Genomic DNA, 16,208 nt, shown 5'->3' on the forward strand with positions numbered 1-16,208 from the left:
CGCCCGAGCACCACCGGTGCGGCAACCTTCGGCGCATGGCCCGCATCATCACGCGCTCTCAGGCATTGACCGACGGATTCACCGACTCCGAGCTCCGCCGACTTTGCCGCGACGGCACCCTCACCCGCCTGCGCCGCGGGGCCTACGCGGGTGCGCCTGACATCGAGAACCTGACCGACACCGATCGGCACCTCCTCGTCGTGCGGGCAACCATGGCGCGCGCAACCGCCCCCGACACCGTGTCGAGCCACGCGAGTGCCGCCCTGCTGCACGGGATCACGCTGTGGGACGTGCCGCTGGGCACCGTCCACCTGACGCGGAACCGTAGAACAGGGGGTCGCCGCGGACAGCTCCGCACAGTGCACGCATCGCCTTACGACCCGGACGAGGTCACCGAGGTGGAAGGTCTCCGCGTGACCACTGTGGCCCGCACGATCGCGGACCTGGCCTGCAGCCTCCCGTTCGAGCAGGCGGTCTGCGCGGCGGACGATGCGGCGCGGCGGCTCGGGGTACTCGGCACGGAGGTGGCGGCTGTCCTCGCCCGACGGCCGACCCGCAACGGCCACGCTCGCGCGCTGCGGGTGGCTCGGTTCATGAACGCGGGAGCGGAGAGTGTCGGCGAGTCACGGAGCCGCGTACTGCTCCACGAGTCGGGCTTCGTCGTCGAGGTGCAGCGAATGGTGCACTGTGCGAACCGATCTCATCGCGTCGACTTCTTCCTGCCCGAGTCGAACGTGGTGGGCGAGTTCGACGGGCGCGTGAAGTACGGCCGCCTCGTGCCCACGGGTGACACTCCCGCTGACGTGCTGTGGCGCGAGAAGCTCCGGGAGGACGAGATCCGCGACACGGGGTACGAGATGGCGCGCTGGACGTGGGGCGATCTGGAGTTCCCCGAGTCGATCATCGGGCGGATCCGCCGCGCCAAGGCACGATCCGCACGCCGAACGTGACATCCACACCCCCTCCAGCCTGCGGAACGGGTTGCAGCTCAACGCAACCGGTGCACGACGCCACAAGCAGCACCCGAAGACAGACCGCCCCTACCGCGCCCCCTCCAACTGCCCGACGATGTGCTCCGCGATACCCAGCGCCGCGGTGGCGGCGGGTGAGGGCGCGTTGAGCACGTGCACCTGGCCGGGCCGCTGTTCGTAGTAGAAGTCGTCGACCAGTGCACCGCTGCGGTGGATCGCCTGCGCCCGCACTCCCGCATGGGTGGGGACGAGGCTGTCCGAGGGCAGGTCCGGCACCAGCTCGCGCAGACTGGCGAGGAAGCGCGCGGACGACACCGACCGGGCCACCTCCTGCGCTCCGGTGCGCCAGTAGCGCCGACCGAGTCGCCACAGCCCGGGCCATGCCAGCGCATCGGCCACGTCGCGCGGCGCGATGTCGCGCCACCGATAGCCCTCGCGCGCCAGTGCGAGAACGGCATTCGGTCCGGCATGAACGGTGCCGTCGATCATGCGGGTGAGGTGGACGCCGAGAAAAGGCAGCGTCGGGTCGGGCACCGGATAGATGAGCCCGCGCACCAGGTGGCTGTACTGCGGTGCCAGTTCGAAGTACTCGCCGCGGAACGGCAGGATGCGGACGGCCGGGGTGACTCCGGCCATGCGGGCGATGCGGTCGCTGTGCAGTCCGGCGCAGTTCACCAGCAGGTCGGCAGCGATCAGCGTCTCCGACTGCCCTGTGCGACAGCGCACCTCGACCGATCCACTGATCGCGACGACCTCGGCGCCCAGCACCACGTCACTGCCGGCGTCCTCGATCTCGCGTCGCAGCGTGGCACACACCGCCCGGTAGTCGACGATGCCGGTGGACTCCACCCGCAGCGCCGCCACCGCGCGCACCGCGGGTTCGTACTCTCGCGCCTCGTCCGCGGTGATCATCCGGCACGGCACCCCGTTGACGGCGCCGCGCTCGGCCAGGGCTCGCAGTGCCGGTACCTGCGCCTCGGTGGTGGCGACCACGAGCTTGCCGCAGACGTCGACGGGCAGGTCGTGCTCGCGGGCGAAGTCCCGCATCGACACGGACCCGGACACGGCGAGCGTGGCCTTGAGGCTGCCGGGCGCGTAGTAGAGACCCGAATGGATGACACCGGAATTGTTGCCCGTCTGATGCGTCGCGGTGTCCGACTCCTTGTCCAGCACCGTCACCCGGTACCCGCGGCGCACCAGCGCCCGCCCCGTCGCGAGGCCCACGATGCCGGCCCCGACCACCACCACGTGCCCACCGTGCATGTCAGGACTCGACGATCGCCTTGATCGCGGCGAGCGTACGGGGAATCCCGTCGAGTGCGGCGGTACGGCGGATCTCGATCTCCTCCTGCGCGCGATCGCCGAACTTCGTGTGGAAGTACTCGATCCCCTGGTCGGTGAACAGCCACGATTCGGTGAGCTGCGTCGAGTTCTCGTCGATCGCCTCGAGGGTGTATCCCCACCGCACGAACGAGTCGCCGACGAGCCAGGCGAACTCGGTGCCCGGGATGGCGACGGCGACGGTCGAGACCGTCTCCCAGGTGCGGTCGGCGGTGACGTTGCGCCCGGTGAAGGTGGACCCGACCACGTCGGCGCTGCCACCGTCGTTCCACCAGCACTCCTGGCAGATCGGGCTCCACTCCCCGGTCCGGGTGACGTCGGAGACGAGGGCGTACACGGCGTCGGGCGACGCGGCGATCACAATGGAGTCGGAATGCTCGAGTGCGGTCATGCCTCGAGTATGCCGCCGAGCGGTGCAGTGAAGGTGGTTCGTCGCCGAAGTTCTTGCTCCGCCACCCGGATCGCCAACTGCAGGCGCTCCTCACGGCTCCCCGTCAACAACACCCAGGACCGGCCGGTGCGCGTGAGCGCGTCGAGGAACCACCCGGTCATGTCCGCCCGCACTTGTTCACCGTCACGAATACCGTCCTGCACGAACGGAACTCCGTGATGATCCGTCACCAGATACACCGCGGGTCGATCGTCGGCGACGGCGTGGTGTGACTCGGGGCCGAGGTAACGCCGCTCCCACACCGTCGTCGCGAACGCGTCGGTGTCGCAGATCAGCACAGGCGATCCGCGCCGCGCTGCCGCGTCCTCGTGGGCAGTCTGGGTGCGCGCGATGCGGGCGAAGTCGTCACCGGTCCACACGATGTCGTCGACCGATCCGACCTCCGCGACCTTGTCGAGGGTGTCCTGCCGGCCGAACTCGTCGACGCACTCGGTGTCCGGCCACCGTTGTCGAAAGTGTGCAGCCAGCGCGCCCGCGACGGTGGTGGTGCCCGTCGACTCCGAACCCACCACGACGATGCGCGTCGCCAGACCGGCTCTGGCGGGCGCGTCGAGGCAGCGCCACGAGGCGGCGAGGTTGCGACGACACGCGGTCCCGGACACCGGGAAGGTGCTGCGCGGCAGATCGAACGGCACGTGTCGAGCGTCGAACCACCGCGCCAGTTCCTCGCCGTACGGCTCGCTGGTGACCACCACGTCGACGGGCTCGTTCCCGAGGGCCGCGCGCATGCACGCCACCTGGGCCGCCCACACGGCCCGTGAGGCGTGGTCGATCGGTGCGTCGCAGACGATGCCGGTGATCGTGACCGTCTCGTCGCCTGCGTGCGACTCGGTCATCCACGCCACACGGTCTCGCAGAGACACCGACTCCACGGTGGCTGCCATCACCACGACGGTCACCCGGTCGGCCACCGTGGCGGCGAACCGGACCATCGCGTGGTGACCGACGTGCGGCGGATAGAACTTGCCGATGATCAGCGCGTGCCTCATGCCGGCACCTCGACGGCGGCGGGGGTCATCGACCGTGTCCACGCTCGCAGCCCGGCAACGCACAGCGCGATGAATCCCAGATAGAGAACACCGGTCAGCACCAGGTCCTTGTAGAGATAGAGCGGCACGTACACGACGTCCGCGGCTATCCACAGGAACCAGGACTCGCGACGCTTCGTCACCTGGCCCCACGTCGCCAACAGTGACAACACGGTGGTCACCGCGTCCCAGAACGGCACGACCGACGTCGTCGCGGTGTCGAGGAACCACGTCATGGCCAGCGTGGCCGTCACGCCGACGGCGCCGAGCCACCACCATTCCCGACGGCTGGTGGACGTGACCACCAGCGGCCCCTGCGTGCCGCCGCCGACCCACAGGACCCATCCGGACACGGCGAGAGCGATGTAGACGAACTGCAGCGCCGCGTCGGCGAACAACCCGGCGCCGAAGAACAGCAGGACGAACGCGAGGTTGTTGGCGATACCGATGGGCCAGTTCCACACCGACTGCCGTGCGACCAGGACGACGCAGGTGGCGCCCGTGACGAATCCGACGACCTCGACCCACGACGTGGGTGCCCCGAAGGACACGAACGCGGTGGATCCGAGCCACTCGATCAGGGTCATGACGCCTCCTTAGCGTGATTATGCGCTAAGCATGGCGCAGAAGTGCTCGAAGTGCAACTCGGCCCCTGGTCAGGCCACCGGCTCGAGCAACTGCGGCCCGTTGTTGCGCACGCTGTTGACGGCCGTGCTCACCTCGTACGGAGACAGGTGCGGCTCGGGCATCGACTGGACCAGGTCCGCCACCGCGCCGAGATCGGTCAGCGTCGGGTCCAACCAGGCATCGCGCATGTCCGCAGGCACCACGACGGGCGACCGGTCATGGATGTGCCCCAGCTCGTCGGTGGCCGTCGTGGTGAGCACAGTCGTGGTCCACACCCACTTGCCCGGATCATCCTCGGGCAGTGCGGGATCCGGCCACAGCTCGTAGAGACCGGCCATTGCGAGCACGCCGTCGGTGTGCAGGAAGTGCGGCACCTTCTTGCCTTCCCGCTTCTCCCACTCGTAGTACCCGTCGGCCGGCACGAGGCAGCGCCGCTTCGCCGCGGCCTTGCGGAAAGCAGGCTTCTCGGTGATGGTCTCGGATCGCGCGTTGATCAGACGGCTCGCGATCTTGCGATCCTTCGCCCACGACGGGATCAGACCCCATCGGACCGTCCGCAGCTGGCGCGCTTCCTCCCCACGCTCGAGCACGATGCGCACCGGATCCGTGGGCGCCACGTTGTAGGACGGTTCCGGCGCCTCCCCCAGCGCCACGGCGGCATCGAAGATGGACGACAGGTCGTCGTCGGACCGGGTACTGGCGTAGCGACCGCACATCCCTCGATTCTGCCCCGCACGGGTAGCGACATGCCAGGCGGTCTGGTCAGTGTCGGAAAGTACCGCAACCGACGAGGGGGATCGCATGTCGACCGTGGACGAGACACCCGGCGCGCTGCAGTCGTGGGGGCTGAGCAAGCAGTACGACGGGAGCGCACCGGCCGTGCGCGACCTGTCGTTGTTCGTATCGCCCGGCACGCTGTACGGGCTGGTCGGACCCAACGGAGCAGGCAAGACCACGTTTCTGTCGATGGCGACGGGCATCGTGCGCCCGTCCGCCGGGCAGGTGTGGATCGACGGTCACGACGTGTGGGCCGATCCGGTCGCCGCCCGCGGGCGCGTCGGACTGCTTCCCGACCGGCCGTCCCTCCCCGAGGCCCTGCCCGGTCGGCGCGCACTGCACTACGTCGGAGTGCTGCACGGTCTCGATCCGGCGGTGGCGCACGAACGCTGCGAGGAACTGCTCGCGGTGCTGGACATCGCCGAGGCCGGTGACCGCGCGGTCTCCACGTACAGCGCCGGTATGAAGAAGAAGATCGGCCTGGCCGCGGCGATGATCCACTCGCCACGGCTCCTCGTGCTCGACGAGCCGCTGGAGGCGGTGGACCCCATGTCCGCCCGCACCATTCGGCACCTTCTCGAGAGTTTCGTCGCGCGGGGCGGCACCGCGATGGTGTCGAGCCATTCCATGCCGCTCATCGAGCAGATGTGCTCGCACGTGGCCATTCTCGCCCGCGGCTCTCTGCTGGCCGCCGGCACGATCGACGACGTGCGTGCCGGCGGCACCCTCGAGGGCGCGCTGTTCGACGCGGTCGGCGGTGGTGACCAGGCGGCCGAGTTGCCATGGCTGGGCTCATGATCAGCGCGCCGGTCCGCACACTGCTGTCGTTGGATCGCGAGATACGCAGAGCAGCAACCGGATCGGGTGCCCGCATCGCGATCGTGATCACCGCGATCGCGTCGCTCGGGGCGATGTACGCGATCACGCTGAGCGCACAGCCCTCGGCGCGTGCCACGCTCGCCGCACTGTGCGCCGTGGTGGTGGTCGTCCTCACCGTCGTCGCTCCCCTGCTGACCGGAGTGGGCGACCGCGGACTCGTCCCGGCGCACGTGCGCCATCTACCGGTGCGTGCCGACGATCTCCGGAGAGCCCTCGCCCTCATCGGTGCGCGCAGCGGGGTGACCGTCTTCCTCGTCGTCGGACTCGCCCTCACGCCCGTCGCGGTTCCGGACGTCTCGCCCGTGGCACGCATCGTGACCGCCTTGATCGCCCTGCTCACCGTCGGTGTCGCGCTCGCCGTGTCCCGTGTCGCCGTCCTCCGCCTGGATGCGGCATCGCGCACTCCACGCGGCCGCATCCTCTCGACGATCGGTGGCACCGTCGTCGCCGCGGCCGCGTACGCGGCCTTCCTCCTGCTCGGCAACGTCTCGACGTCGTTCGCCGACAACACCTTCCTGCGCACCGCGGTGCGCGTCCTGCCGACGGGATGGGCGGCGGTGTCGAGCGAGGCAGTCGACGACGGGAGGTGGTGGGTGCCCGTCCTCGTCGCCGTCGCGCTCGCCGGACTCGGCGCACTGGTGGTGCGGTGGTGGACCTCGGCGGTGTCGGCCGCGCTCGACAGCACGCCGCCCCGCTCCCGGACCGACCGCCGTCGGACGACGACGTTCCGTGCGCGTGGACCGATGATCACGGCCATCGCCGCCGAGAGCAGGTTGCTGCTGGTCGATCCGCGCCGAGTGGGACTGCTGACGATGCCGGGGGTGTTCCTGCTCGTCGGAGTCGTGCTCATGGCCACCTCGACCGACATCTACGGCCTGCAGTACGGCGCACCGATCGTGATCCTGCTGACGAGCAGCATGTTCGCCAACTCGTACGGCCTCGACGGCGCAGCGGCGTGGCGCGTCACGTCGGTGCCGGGTGTGGCGCGACGCGTCATCGACGCGCGTCTCGTCATCGCGGCCGTGGTGGCCGCAGCGTTCGGCGCCGTCGGAACAGTCCTCGGTCGCCTCGTCGGCGATCCGTCGCCGCGCACTCTCCCCGTGGCGGCCGCCGTCGTCGTGGCCGCGTCCCTGGCCACCGCCGCGGCCGGCGCCGTGCAGTCGGCGGCCAGCCCGTACGTCGTCGCAGGACAGACCGCGGGGAGCGCGTTCAATTCCCGCGGGTCGATGACCGGCCGTGCGATCGGGTGGACGCTCGCCGTGATGGCCGGGGGTGCCCTCCTGTGCCTGCCGGGCGTCCTGATCGCGCTGGCCCTCCCGGGCGTCCTCGTCTGGCTCGCGCCCGTCGTCTCCCTGCTGCTCGGCGGATGCATCGTGGCGGTGGCCCGGCGTCGAGCCGGCGCTCTGGTGACCAGCCGCGGCCCGGAGATCTTCGCAACCGTCAGCGCCTGATCACGATTCCGTGCACGATGTGGTCCGGGGAGCCGAGAGCGAGGAACACACAGGCATGACCATGCACGAACCGTCGACGCACGTCGTTCGCAAGACCAGCACCACCCTCGCCGACGGTCGAGAGTTGCTGTACTTCGACGACTCCGAGCCCTGGGTGTCCGGGGAGAAGACGCGGGACCTGGTGGACACGCGCCCCCTCCCCGCGTCGGAGTCGTTGTCGCAGATGCGACTCGACGTGCTCACCGGCGACTGGGTGGTCATCGCCGCGCAGCGGATGGACCGCACGTTTCTCCCACCGCCCGACGCGTCCCCGCTCGCGCCGAGCCGCTCGGGACGCCCACCCACCGAGATCCCCGCTGCCGACTACGACGTCGTGGTCTTCGAGAATCGCTTCCCCTCCCTCGCGCAGTCGGCAGCGGCGCAGCACCTTCCGTCGCACGTCGACGGCGAGGAGCTCTGGCCGCTCGCTGCCGGCACGGGCCGGTGCGAGGTGGTGTGTTTCGCCAGCGACCCCGACGCCTCCTTCGCCTCGCTCGACCTGCACCGGGTGCGCACCATCGTCGACGTGTGGGCCGACCGCACCGAGGCGCTGTCCGCCCTCCCGGGGGTGCGCCAGGTGGTCTGCTTCGAGAACCGGGGGCGGGAGATCGGGGTGACCCTCACTCACCCGCACGGGCAGATCTACGCCTACCCGTACCTGCCGCAGAGGACCGACGCGATGATCCGGCAGTCCCGGCTGCACCGGGACCGCACCGGTCGCTCACTGCTGTCCGACGTACTGGACACCGAGCTGCGGTCCGGCCGCCGCATCGTCGTCGACACCGAGTACTGGGTGGCCTATGTGCCGGCGGCCGCCCGCTGGCCCGTCGAGGTGCACCTCGCCCCGCGCCGTGCCGTTCCCGATCTCGCTGCGTTGTCGACGGCCGAACGCGACGCGTTGGCCGGTGTGTATCGCGCTCTGCTGCGTGCCGTCGACGACTTCTTCGAGGGCGTCGACGAGGTTCCGTACATCGCAGCGTGGCATCAGGCTCCCGTCGGTGCGGACCGTGATCTCGGGCGTCTGCACCTGCAGCTGTTCTCGATGATGCGATCGCCGGGGCGGATGAAGTTCCTGGCCGGATCCGAGTCCGCCATGGGCGCGTGGATCAACGACACCACACCCGAGGCCATCGCGGACAGGTTCCGGGAGGTGCTCGCGTGACCGCGTGGCTGCCGGTCGTCGACGAGGCCGAGCTCGCCGACGGTGCCGTCGAACGGTTCCGCACGACCTTCGGCGGCGAGCCGGACGGCGTCTGGATCGCGCCGGGACGAGTGAACCTGATCGGCGAGCACGTGGACTACGCGGGCGGGCTCGTCCTTCCCTTCGCGTTGCCCTACGTCACCGCCGTCGCGGCCCGCCGACGCGACGACGCAGTACTGCGGGCGGCGTCGACAGGCTCCGACATGCACTGGGGTATCGCACTGTCGGCCATCGCTCCCGGCAGCCCGGACGGGTGGGGCGCGTACGTCGCCGGCGTCTCGTGGGCGCTGGGGCTCACGATGGGCGCGGACATCGCGGTGCACTCGTCCGTCCCCGTGGGCTCCGGCCTGTCCAGCTCGGCTGCTCTCGAATGTGCTGTGGCGGTGGCACTCCGGGACCTGTTCGATCTCGACACCGACCGGCGGGCACTGATCGACGCGTGCATCCGCGCCGAGAACGAGATCGCCGGCGCATCGACGGGCGGGATGGATCAGTCGATCGCGATGCTCGCGGAACCGGGCCACGCGCTGCTGCTGGACTGTCTCGACTTCTCCTCCCGGCAGATTCCGCTCGATCTCCCGGACGCGGAGATCCTCGTCATCGACACGAACGCACCGCATCGGCTGGTCGACGGTCAGTACGGCCGGCGGCGCGCGTCGATCGAGAAGGCGTGCGCCGACCTCGGCGTGTCGACGCTGCGCGGTCTCGACCCGGAGGCGGCGGCGTCCGCGATGACCGACCAGGTGTCGGCGGCACGCGTCCGGCACGTCACAAGCGAGATCGTCCGCGTGGAGCAGGCGGCCGAACTCCTGAACGCCACACCCGATCTCGCGGCGTTGGGGGCGCTGCTGACCGCATCGCACCGATCACTGCGTGACGACTACGAGGTGAGCTCGCCCGAACTGGACTCCGCCGTCCGGGCATCGCTGGACGCCGGCGCGTTCGGCGCCCGGATGACCGGCGGCGGGTTCGGCGGTTCGGCCATCGCCCTGGTCGACCGGACGCGCACCGAGGCGATCGCGGACGCGGTCACCGAGGCGGCATCGGCAGCCGGGCTGCCCACCCCCACCTTCCTCACTGCCACCCCGTCCGGGGCAGCGCACCGTCAGCGCTGAGAACGCCGACCCGAGACGACGAGTAGCGCCGCACCCAGAACCAGACCGACGCCCCCGACGGACCACAGCAGCACAGGTCCGCGGTCGGTGAGCCACATCAACTTGGTGGCCGACTCGCGGGCGCGGTCGAGCTGCTCCTTCTGCCCGTCCTCGTCGAGCCCGAGGGTCGCCTTGAACACGGTGACCTCCGGAACGGCAGGGTCGCGCGCGAAGTACTGGTAGGGCTGCTCACGACCGCCGACGAGACTGCCACTGCGCGGCTCGACGTAGATGTCGCGGACGGTGGAGTAGTACCGCTTCATGGTGATCGACTGCTCACCGAGCCCCTCGAGCCCCCACTTCGACGCGGGCAGCGTCACCGAGTTGATCGGCGACTGCGTCGTCTCTGAGAGATCGGCACCGGTGACCTGCGTGCGGAAGTGGTAGATCGGGAGCCCGTCCATCGAGATCTCCTCGACGAACTCGGCAGGGAAGCTCGTCCAGGCCGTCGCGTCGTAGACCGAGTACGTGATCGGCTGGGTGTCGAACGGGAAGCGCTGCTGATATCCGGTCCGCGGCACCGGGATGGCGGGCTTGCCGACGGTGGTCTGCAACGACGCCACCGGATCGACGGGCTGCGACGTGCGTCGATCGACGGTGACCCGGTCGACCGACGCGGTCAGCAGACCGGCATCGCCCTCCCGGTCCGCACGGCGCACGGTCGCGCCGGACTGGAACGTCACGCGATCCGCGTCGCTCGGATCCTCGGTGGTGATGAAGCGCTGCACCACCAGCGGGACCCCGGTGGCCACGGACAGCGGGCCGGGACGCGTGATGGACGTCGCGTCGAGCACGTCGCCGCCGGTTCCCGGATCGGTGACCGCGACCGTCGTGGTGCGGATGTCCAGGGGCGTCACCGCGAGTCGATGCTCGACGTAGGTGGGCAGCATGATCGCCCCCACCACGGCCGCACTGCCGATCGCGAGCAGGACACACGCGCTGCCGCGCAGGAGGGTCGGTCGCGCCACGTCGGTCACCTGCTCCCGTACTGCACGTCGCCGAGCACCGAGGCCGACGGATCGGCGGTGACCACCGGCTCCGGCCGGACGGTCTCCTCAGCGGACCATGTCAGGCCCACCACCGCGCCGGCGGACAACACCCCACCCACGAGCAGGCTGGCCACAGCCGGCACCACGACACTTCTCACAGCCACGTCCCCCACATCCGATCCTCGACGTCCAACTGTGTCATTTCGGACACCGCCCGAGGCCGTCCCGACGTTGTGAACAGTCCACGATCTGGGCGCGGACCTCTGGAGGCTCCCGTTTCGCCCGGTCGGGTCGCGGGTACAACCCGGCTCATGAACGAAACCCGGCACACGAGCGATACGGGCGGCCACGCACCGGCCGCGGCCGATCTGTCCACCGTGCAATTGGTCGAGCGCCTGACCCAGCAGGTGAGCACGCTGGTGCGCACCGAGGTGAGCAGCGCACTCGACGAGGTCAAGTCGAAGGGCACCAAGCTCGGGGTCGGCATCGGTGTCTCCGGCGCCGGCGCCCTGCTGTTGTTCCTGGGTCTCGCGACCCTCGTCGCCACCGCCGTCCTCGGCCTGGCGACGGTCCTCGACCCGTGGCTCGCGGCACTGATCGTCGCCGTCGTCCTGCTGATCGTCGGCGGCATCCTCGCCAAGGTCGGCGCGACCAAGGCGAAGAATGCCGTTCCGCCTGCACCTGCCGCCACCGTCGCCAGCGTCCAACGCGACGTCGAGACCGTCCAGAACGCCCGAAAGGCTCACTCATGACCGACCCGAAGGACGCGTCCGAACCGCGTCACGCCCTGCGTACCGAGGCCGATGCCGAGCCGCCGTCCGTCGAGCAGCAGCGCGAGGAGCTGGCCGAGACCGTCGAGGCGCTCGCGGCCAAGGTCGACGTGCCCGCTCGCGTCTCCGCCGCGGCCCACGAGTCGACGGAGAAGGTGCAGGAGGTAGCTCAGCAGGGCGTCGCCAAGGCACACGAGGGTGTCGCGCAGGTGAAGGAGAACCCGCAGGTCGCGGGCATCTCGCTCGCCGGTGCGCTCGCCGCCGTGGTCCTCGTGGCCCTGGTCCGCCGCCGCCGCGCGCGCACGGCGCTGCGCCGGCAGACCGTCCTCGACATCCTGGCCGGCCGATGACCAGCACGTCGAAGGCCTTCTACAAGCCGCTCTCCCTGGCCACGAGCATCGTCGGTGGACTGGTCGCCGGACAGATCTTCAACCAGATCTACAAGCGCGTCGGCAAGAACGACGCCGAGATGCCCGATCCGAAGGACCTCTCACGCACCAACCGTGAGGTCCTGATCGCCGCAGCGCTGCACGGTGTCGTGTACGGGCTGGTCAAGGCCGGGGTCGACCGCGCCGGCGCCAAGGGATTTCGCGCACTCGCCAAGGAAGACCCCAAGTGACGATCATCAGAAGGAGCCTTTCGTGACCGAGAACCAGGGTGCAGCCGCCGAGGCGCGCAGCGACTTCGTCGACAAGATCAAGGGCCGTGCCAAGGAAGTGGCCGGCGCCGTGACCAACAACGACGAACTCGCCGATCGCGGGCGGCTCGAGCAGGCGGAGGTGGAACGCCGCCGCGAGGCCGAGGCCACCGAGACCGCCGCCGCCCTCGAGATCGAGGAGGCGCAGCAGGACATCGCGGAGACGGAGGCCGAGGCGGACGTCGCACGGCAGTCTGTCGAGGACCGCACCGACGCGTCCGAGGCTGCGGCACAGAACGACCGGCTCCGTGCGCACACGACGGCGGAGGCCGACGCGATGCGTGACGCCGAGCAGGGTCGCGTCGCCGCCGAGGCACAGTCGGAGCGGCGCATCGCCGAGGCCACCAGCGAGCGGCAGCAGGAGGAGGCCCGTGCGGCCGACGAGATCTCCGCTGCGCGAAGCGAGTACGACGAGAAGCTCGACGAGGCCGACGCACTGGAGCAGGAGGCGGCGCAGGCACGCGAGCGCGCCGCCCGGGCCGAGCGCGAGGCCGCGTCGACCGACACCGAGGAGACCAAGTGAGCCTGTCCCTGCCCCGCCGGATCCTGCGACTGCAGTACTCGATCGCACGACTTCCGTTGCAGGCGTTCGAGTCCACCGTGATCAGTCGGCTCGACGCCGAGGGTCCGGTCCGTGCGACGTATCAGCAGATCGTCGGAGGCATCGACGCCACCGCGGGTGCCGTCCTGGGTGACGAGAACCTCGCGCGGCGCGGCCAGAAGATGCGCAGCGCGGCCGCGGATCTCGAGAAGGCCACCCGTCTCGAGGTGCAGGCCCGCGAGAAGCGTGCACAGGCGACGCGCGAGACGCAGAACAGGGTCGACGAGGCGACGACGCGGGCGAAGAAGGCTCGCGAGACCGCCGAGGAGAAGGCGACCGACGCGGCCGACCAGGAGATCGAGAACAAGGTGGCCGCGGGCAAGAAGGCCGCCGCACGACTCGAGGACCGCAAGTCGCGCGCCGACGACATCGCCGACAAGCGGATCTCGGCGGCCGAGGCCGAGCGTGAAGCGAAGCTGTCGGAGGTCGAACGCCGCGAGGCCGAGGCCAAGGCTCCGCGCACCGAGGAGATCGAGGACGCGGCGGAGAAGCTCGAGGACGCCGCCGAGAAGCGCGACGACGCCGAACGCCTGGCGGACGTCGCGGAGGCGTCGAAGGACAGCTGACACCGCCCGTCGACTCACCGTCTGCCCCCGACAGTCACTGGACTGCTCGGGGGCAGACCACTCGACGGGGCCGACAGTGAGACGATGGCGGACGTGAGCACATCAGACACGACGCCGCGCCAGGCCGGCCAGCGCACGCTGCGCCCGCTCGAGCAGTCCGTCAAGCTGCAGAACGTCCTCTACGAGATCCGTGGACCCGTGCACGCCCACGCCGCCCGTCTCGAGGCCGAGGGCCACCGCATTCTGAAGCTCAACATCGGCAACCCGGCGCCGTTCGGCTTCGAGGCACCCGACGTGATCGTGCGCGACATGATCGCCGCGCTCCCCACGGCTCAGGGGTACTCCGAGTCCAAGGGCATCATGTCGGCCCGCCGCGCCATCGTCACTCGCTACGAGCTGGTCGACGGCTTCCCGTTCCTCGACGTCGACGACATCTATCTCGGCAACGGCGTGTCCGAGCTGATCACGATGACGATGCAGGCGCTGCTCGACGACGGCGACGAGGTCCTCATCCCGGCGCCCGACTACCCGCTGTGGACGGCGATGACGACGCTGTCCGGTGGCAAGGCGGTGCACTACCGCTGCGACGAGGAGAACGACTGGAACCCCGACCTCGCGGACATCGAGTCGAAGATCACCGATCGCACCAAGGCGCTCCTGGTCATCAACCCGAACAACCCGACGGGTGCGGTGTACTCCAAAGAGGTGCTGCGGGGGATCGCGGCGCTGGCACGCAAGCACAGCCTGTTGCTGCTGGCCGACGAGATCTACGACAAGATCCTCTACGACGGCGCCCAGCACGTGTCCATGGCGACGATGGCGCCGGACCTGCTGTGCCTCACCTTCAACGGTCTCTCCAAGGCCTACCGGGTGGCCGGATACCGCGCGGGCTGGCTCGCGATCACCGGACCCAAGGACCACGCCGCGGGCTTCCTGGAGGGCATCAATCTGCTGGCGTCCACTCGCCTGTGCCCCAATGTGCCTGCGCAGCATGCCATTCAGGTCGCACTCGGTGGCCACCAGAGCATCGGGGACCTCATCCTGCCGGGTGGGCGGCTGCTCGAACAGCGTGACGTCGCGTGGGAGGGACTCAATGCCATTCCCGGCGTGAGCTGCGTCAAGCCGCGCGGTGCGCTGTACGCCTTCCCGCGCCTCGATCCCGAGGTGCACGAGATCCACAGCGACGAGAAGCTGGTGCAGGACCTTCTGCTGCAGGAGAAGATCCTGGTGGTGCAGGGAACCGGCTTCAACTGGCCCGACCACGATCACCTGCGCATCGTCACGCTGCCGTGGGCCCGCGATCTGCGCACGGCGATCGAACGGTTCGGCAACTTCCTGTCGTCGTACCGGCAGTGACCGTCAGGGCGTTCGTCGAGGCGCTGCCCAAGGTGGAGCTGCACGTCCACCTCGAGGGGTCGATGTGGCCGAGCACGCTGAAGGCGCTGGCCGACAAGCATCAGGTCGAGGCCATCCCGCGTACGGAGGACGCGCTGCGGGAGTGGTTCGAGTTCCGCGACTTCCCGCACTTCATCGAGGTGTACCTGACGTCGATCGGCGTGCTGCGCGATCCCGAGGACTTCGCGCGGCTCGCGTACGACAGCCTCACCGCGCTGGCGACGCACGCCGTGCGGTACACCGAGATGCACATCAGTCTCTTCGGGCACCTCATGCGTGGGGTGGACGCGGCGGCGGTGTTCGAAGGCGTCGAGGAGGGCCGGCTGCGTGCTGAGGCCGAGACCGGCATCGTCGCGCGCTGGATCCCCGATTTCCCGGGTGACTTCGGTACCGACGCCGCGAACCGCACCCTCGACGCCGTGCTGGCGCATCGCGTCGACTCGATCGTCGGATTCGGCATCGGGGGCATCGAGGTGCCGCGGGCGGAGTTCGCCGACGTGTTCGCGCGGGCGAGCGCGGCGGGACTGCACTCGCTCCCCCACGCAGGCGAGACCGGCGGGCCGGACAGCATCTGGTCGGCGCTGCGTGATCTGGGGGCCGAACGCATCGGCCACGGCATCGCCGCGCTCGGCGACCCCGAGCTCGTCGCGCACCTGATCGAGCACCGGATCCCGCTCGACGTCTCCCCCACCTCCAACATCCGCACCCGCGTCGTCGAGTCGCTCGACGTGCACCCGCTGTCGGCCATGATCGACGCGGGGCTGACGGTGACGCTCAACAGCGACGACCCGTCGATGTTCGGCACCGACCTCACCACCGAGTACCTCGCCGCGCACGGCATGGGGCTGGACGCGTCGGCCCTGCGCTCGCTCGCCCTCGCGGGGGTGGACGCGTCGTACGCGGACGCGGACCTGAAGGAGCAGTTGCGGGCGGAGATCGCGGCGGTCGAAATCCCGGAGGCCTAGGGGCGCTGCACGCCCTCCAGCCACCCACACCCCTCCCCGCAGGCTGCAGGGGGTGTGCGCCTCACGGAACCCGCGCAGCACGGCGTGCCGGTATTCCCGCGGGCGTTCCAGGTTCCCGCGGATGCTGCAACACCTACGAGAACCCGGAACCCCTAGGGGAGCGCCGGCACACTCCCTGACCTGCACTTGGTGTGACGCGCAGTGCCATACACCGCGCTGTGTGACACAACACAACGTCTCGGGCACATTTTTCAACCCCGTGATGATCGAACCGTGCGCTCGCGGGTATGTTCGTACATGAGCCCT

The 16,208-nt window shown here is 69.8% G+C and carries 19 protein-coding genes; 12 read left to right on the top strand and 7 right to left on the bottom strand.

The genetic code is table 11. The features are described from left to right. Positions 1 to 35 precede the first annotated feature (35 nt). Positions 36 to 950 (top strand): type IV toxin-antitoxin system AbiEi family antitoxin domain-containing protein, encoded by a 915-nt coding sequence (locus tag HQ312_RS19140; RefSeq protein ID WP_222640657.1) that lies wholly within the window; start codon positions 36 to 38, stop codon positions 948 to 950. Between the two features lie 90 nt (positions 951 to 1,040). Here the strand turns inward: HQ312_RS19140 and lhgO are convergent, their stop codons facing one another. From lhgO to HQ312_RS19165, 5 genes are all read right to left on the bottom strand, one after another. After that, complete coding sequence (lhgO, locus tag HQ312_RS19145) at positions 1,041 to 2,234, bottom strand: L-2-hydroxyglutarate oxidase (protein WP_222640659.1); 1,194 nt, start codon at positions 2,232 to 2,234, stop codon at positions 1,041 to 1,043. A gap of 1 nt (position 2,235) precedes the next feature. Further along, entirely contained in the window at positions 2,236 to 2,703 is a 468-nt protein-coding gene (locus tag HQ312_RS19150; protein WP_222640661.1) for an SRPBCC family protein, read from the bottom strand. Continuing rightward, complete coding sequence (locus tag HQ312_RS19155; RefSeq protein WP_222640663.1) at positions 2,700 to 3,752, bottom strand: AAA family ATPase; 1,053 nt, start codon at positions 3,750 to 3,752, stop codon at positions 2,700 to 2,702. Before HQ312_RS19155 ends, HQ312_RS19150 begins: the two co-directional genes overlap by 4 nt. After that, positions 3,749 to 4,378: a nicotinamide riboside transporter PnuC gene (gene pnuC, locus HQ312_RS19160; protein ID WP_037186937.1), complete on the bottom strand. Its 630-nt coding sequence runs from the start codon at positions 4,376 to 4,378 to the stop codon at positions 3,749 to 3,751. Before pnuC ends, HQ312_RS19155 begins: the two co-directional genes overlap by 4 nt. 69 nt (positions 4,379 to 4,447) lie before the next feature. Further along, complete coding sequence (locus HQ312_RS19165; RefSeq protein WP_222640664.1) at positions 4,448 to 5,134, bottom strand: SOS response-associated peptidase; 687 nt, start codon at positions 5,132 to 5,134, stop codon at positions 4,448 to 4,450. An 85-nt stretch (positions 5,135 to 5,219) separates the two neighbouring features. Here HQ312_RS19165 and HQ312_RS19170 point away from each other — a divergent pair, with 85 nt between their 5' ends. From HQ312_RS19170 to galK, 4 genes are read left to right on the top strand one after another with little or no spacing between them, the layout of a single operon-like run. After that, positions 5,220 to 5,993, top strand: coding sequence for an ABC transporter ATP-binding protein (locus HQ312_RS19170; protein ID WP_222640671.1), 774 nt, complete (start codon positions 5,220 to 5,222; stop codon positions 5,991 to 5,993). Beyond that, the gene (locus HQ312_RS19175) at positions 5,978 to 7,525 is read left to right on the top strand and encodes a hypothetical protein (RefSeq protein ID WP_222640673.1); all 1,548 of its coding nucleotides are present in this window, start codon (positions 5,978 to 5,980) and stop codon (positions 7,523 to 7,525) included. The genes HQ312_RS19170 and HQ312_RS19175 overlap by 16 nt, the downstream gene beginning before the upstream one ends. Positions 7,526 to 7,580: 55 nt before the next feature. Further along, entirely contained in the window at positions 7,581 to 8,726 is a 1,146-nt protein-coding gene (galT, locus tag HQ312_RS19180; protein ID WP_222640675.1) for a galactose-1-phosphate uridylyltransferase, read from the top strand. Beyond that, positions 8,723 to 9,880 (top strand): galactokinase, encoded by a 1,158-nt coding sequence (galK, locus tag HQ312_RS19185; protein ID WP_222640677.1) that lies wholly within the window; start codon positions 8,723 to 8,725, stop codon positions 9,878 to 9,880. Before galT ends, galK begins: the two co-directional genes overlap by 4 nt. Here the strand turns inward: galK and HQ312_RS19190 are convergent. Together HQ312_RS19190 and HQ312_RS22265 are read right to left on the bottom strand one after the other, a co-directional pair. Continuing rightward, positions 9,871 to 10,887 carry a DUF3068 domain-containing protein gene (locus HQ312_RS19190; protein WP_162246758.1) on the bottom strand — a complete coding sequence of 339 codons (1,017 nt, stop codon included), beginning with the start codon at positions 10,885 to 10,887 and terminating at the stop codon, positions 9,871 to 9,873. The two genes, galK and HQ312_RS19190, sit on opposite strands and share 10 nt — an antisense overlap. A gap of 5 nt (positions 10,888 to 10,892) precedes the next feature. Beyond that, a complete protein-coding gene (locus HQ312_RS22265) occupies positions 10,893 to 11,072 on the bottom strand; it encodes a DUF2613 domain-containing protein (protein WP_235579024.1) in 180 nt (59 codons plus the stop codon). Between the two features lie 147 nt (positions 11,073 to 11,219). Here HQ312_RS22265 and HQ312_RS19200 point away from each other — a divergent pair, with 147 nt between their 5' ends. The 7 genes from HQ312_RS19200 (at position 11,220) to add (ending at position 15,902) form a co-directional block, all read left to right on the top strand. Then, positions 11,220 to 11,660 (top strand): phage holin family protein, encoded by a 441-nt coding sequence (locus HQ312_RS19200; protein WP_222633031.1) that lies wholly within the window; start codon positions 11,220 to 11,222, stop codon positions 11,658 to 11,660. After that, entirely contained in the window at positions 11,657 to 12,028 is a 372-nt protein-coding gene (locus tag HQ312_RS19205; RefSeq protein ID WP_222640679.1) for a DUF3618 domain-containing protein, read from the top strand. The genes HQ312_RS19200 and HQ312_RS19205 overlap by 4 nt, the downstream gene beginning before the upstream one ends. Next, the gene (locus HQ312_RS19210; RefSeq protein ID WP_027506952.1) at positions 12,025 to 12,297 is read left to right on the top strand and encodes a DUF4235 domain-containing protein; all 273 of its coding nucleotides are present in this window, start codon (positions 12,025 to 12,027) and stop codon (positions 12,295 to 12,297) included. The genes HQ312_RS19205 and HQ312_RS19210 overlap by 4 nt, the downstream gene beginning before the upstream one ends. 22 nt (positions 12,298 to 12,319) lie before the next feature. Further along, positions 12,320 to 12,898, top strand: coding sequence for a hypothetical protein (locus HQ312_RS19215; protein WP_222640680.1), 579 nt, complete (start codon positions 12,320 to 12,322; stop codon positions 12,896 to 12,898). Continuing rightward, positions 12,895 to 13,542, top strand: coding sequence for a hypothetical protein (locus HQ312_RS19220; protein ID WP_222640682.1), 648 nt, complete (start codon positions 12,895 to 12,897; stop codon positions 13,540 to 13,542). The genes HQ312_RS19215 and HQ312_RS19220 overlap by 4 nt, the downstream gene beginning before the upstream one ends. Before the next feature lie 84 nt (positions 13,543 to 13,626). Further along, entirely contained in the window at positions 13,627 to 14,898 is a 1,272-nt protein-coding gene (locus HQ312_RS19225; RefSeq protein ID WP_027506955.1) for a pyridoxal phosphate-dependent aminotransferase, read from the top strand. Continuing rightward, entirely contained in the window at positions 14,895 to 15,902 is a 1,008-nt protein-coding gene (add, locus tag HQ312_RS19230) for an adenosine deaminase (protein WP_222640684.1), read from the top strand. The genes HQ312_RS19225 and add overlap by 4 nt, the downstream gene beginning before the upstream one ends. Positions 15,903 to 16,208: the final 306 nt, after the last annotated feature.

It is taken from the genome of Rhodococcus sp. BP-316, assembly GCF_019836105.1.
Classification (GTDB): Bacteria; Actinomycetota; Actinomycetes; order Mycobacteriales; family Mycobacteriaceae; genus Rhodococcoides.

Coding starts and splice junctions, on each gene's coding strand:
- pnuC (WP_037186937.1), bottom strand. CDS start 4,378: ATGACCCTGATCGAGTGGCTCGGATCCACCGCGTTCGTGTCCTTCGGG.
- HQ312_RS19140 (WP_222640657.1), top strand. CDS start 36: ATGGCCCGCATCATCACGCGCTCTCAGGCATTGACCGACGGATTCACC.
- HQ312_RS19150 (WP_222640661.1), bottom strand. CDS start 2,703: ATGACCGCACTCGAGCATTCCGACTCCATTGTGATCGCCGCGTCGCCC.
- HQ312_RS19170 (WP_222640671.1), top strand. CDS start 5,220: ATGTCGACCGTGGACGAGACACCCGGCGCGCTGCAGTCGTGGGGGCTG.
- HQ312_RS19175 (WP_222640673.1), top strand. CDS start 5,978: ATGGCTGGGCTCATGATCAGCGCGCCGGTCCGCACACTGCTGTCGTTG.
- galT (WP_222640675.1), top strand. CDS start 7,581: ATGACCATGCACGAACCGTCGACGCACGTCGTTCGCAAGACCAGCACC.
- HQ312_RS19200 (WP_222633031.1), top strand. CDS start 11,220: ATGAACGAAACCCGGCACACGAGCGATACGGGCGGCCACGCACCGGCC.
- HQ312_RS19225 (WP_027506955.1), top strand. CDS start 13,627: ATGGCGGACGTGAGCACATCAGACACGACGCCGCGCCAGGCCGGCCAG.
- HQ312_RS19210 (WP_027506952.1), top strand. CDS start 12,025: ATGACCAGCACGTCGAAGGCCTTCTACAAGCCGCTCTCCCTGGCCACG.
- HQ312_RS19205 (WP_222640679.1), top strand. CDS start 11,657: ATGACCGACCCGAAGGACGCGTCCGAACCGCGTCACGCCCTGCGTACC.
- HQ312_RS19155 (WP_222640663.1), bottom strand. CDS start 3,752: ATGAGGCACGCGCTGATCATCGGCAAGTTCTATCCGCCGCACGTCGGT.
- lhgO (WP_222640659.1), bottom strand. CDS start 2,234: ATGCACGGTGGGCACGTGGTGGTGGTCGGGGCCGGCATCGTGGGCCTC.
- HQ312_RS19165 (WP_222640664.1), bottom strand. CDS start 5,134: ATGTGCGGTCGCTACGCCAGTACCCGGTCCGACGACGACCTGTCGTCC.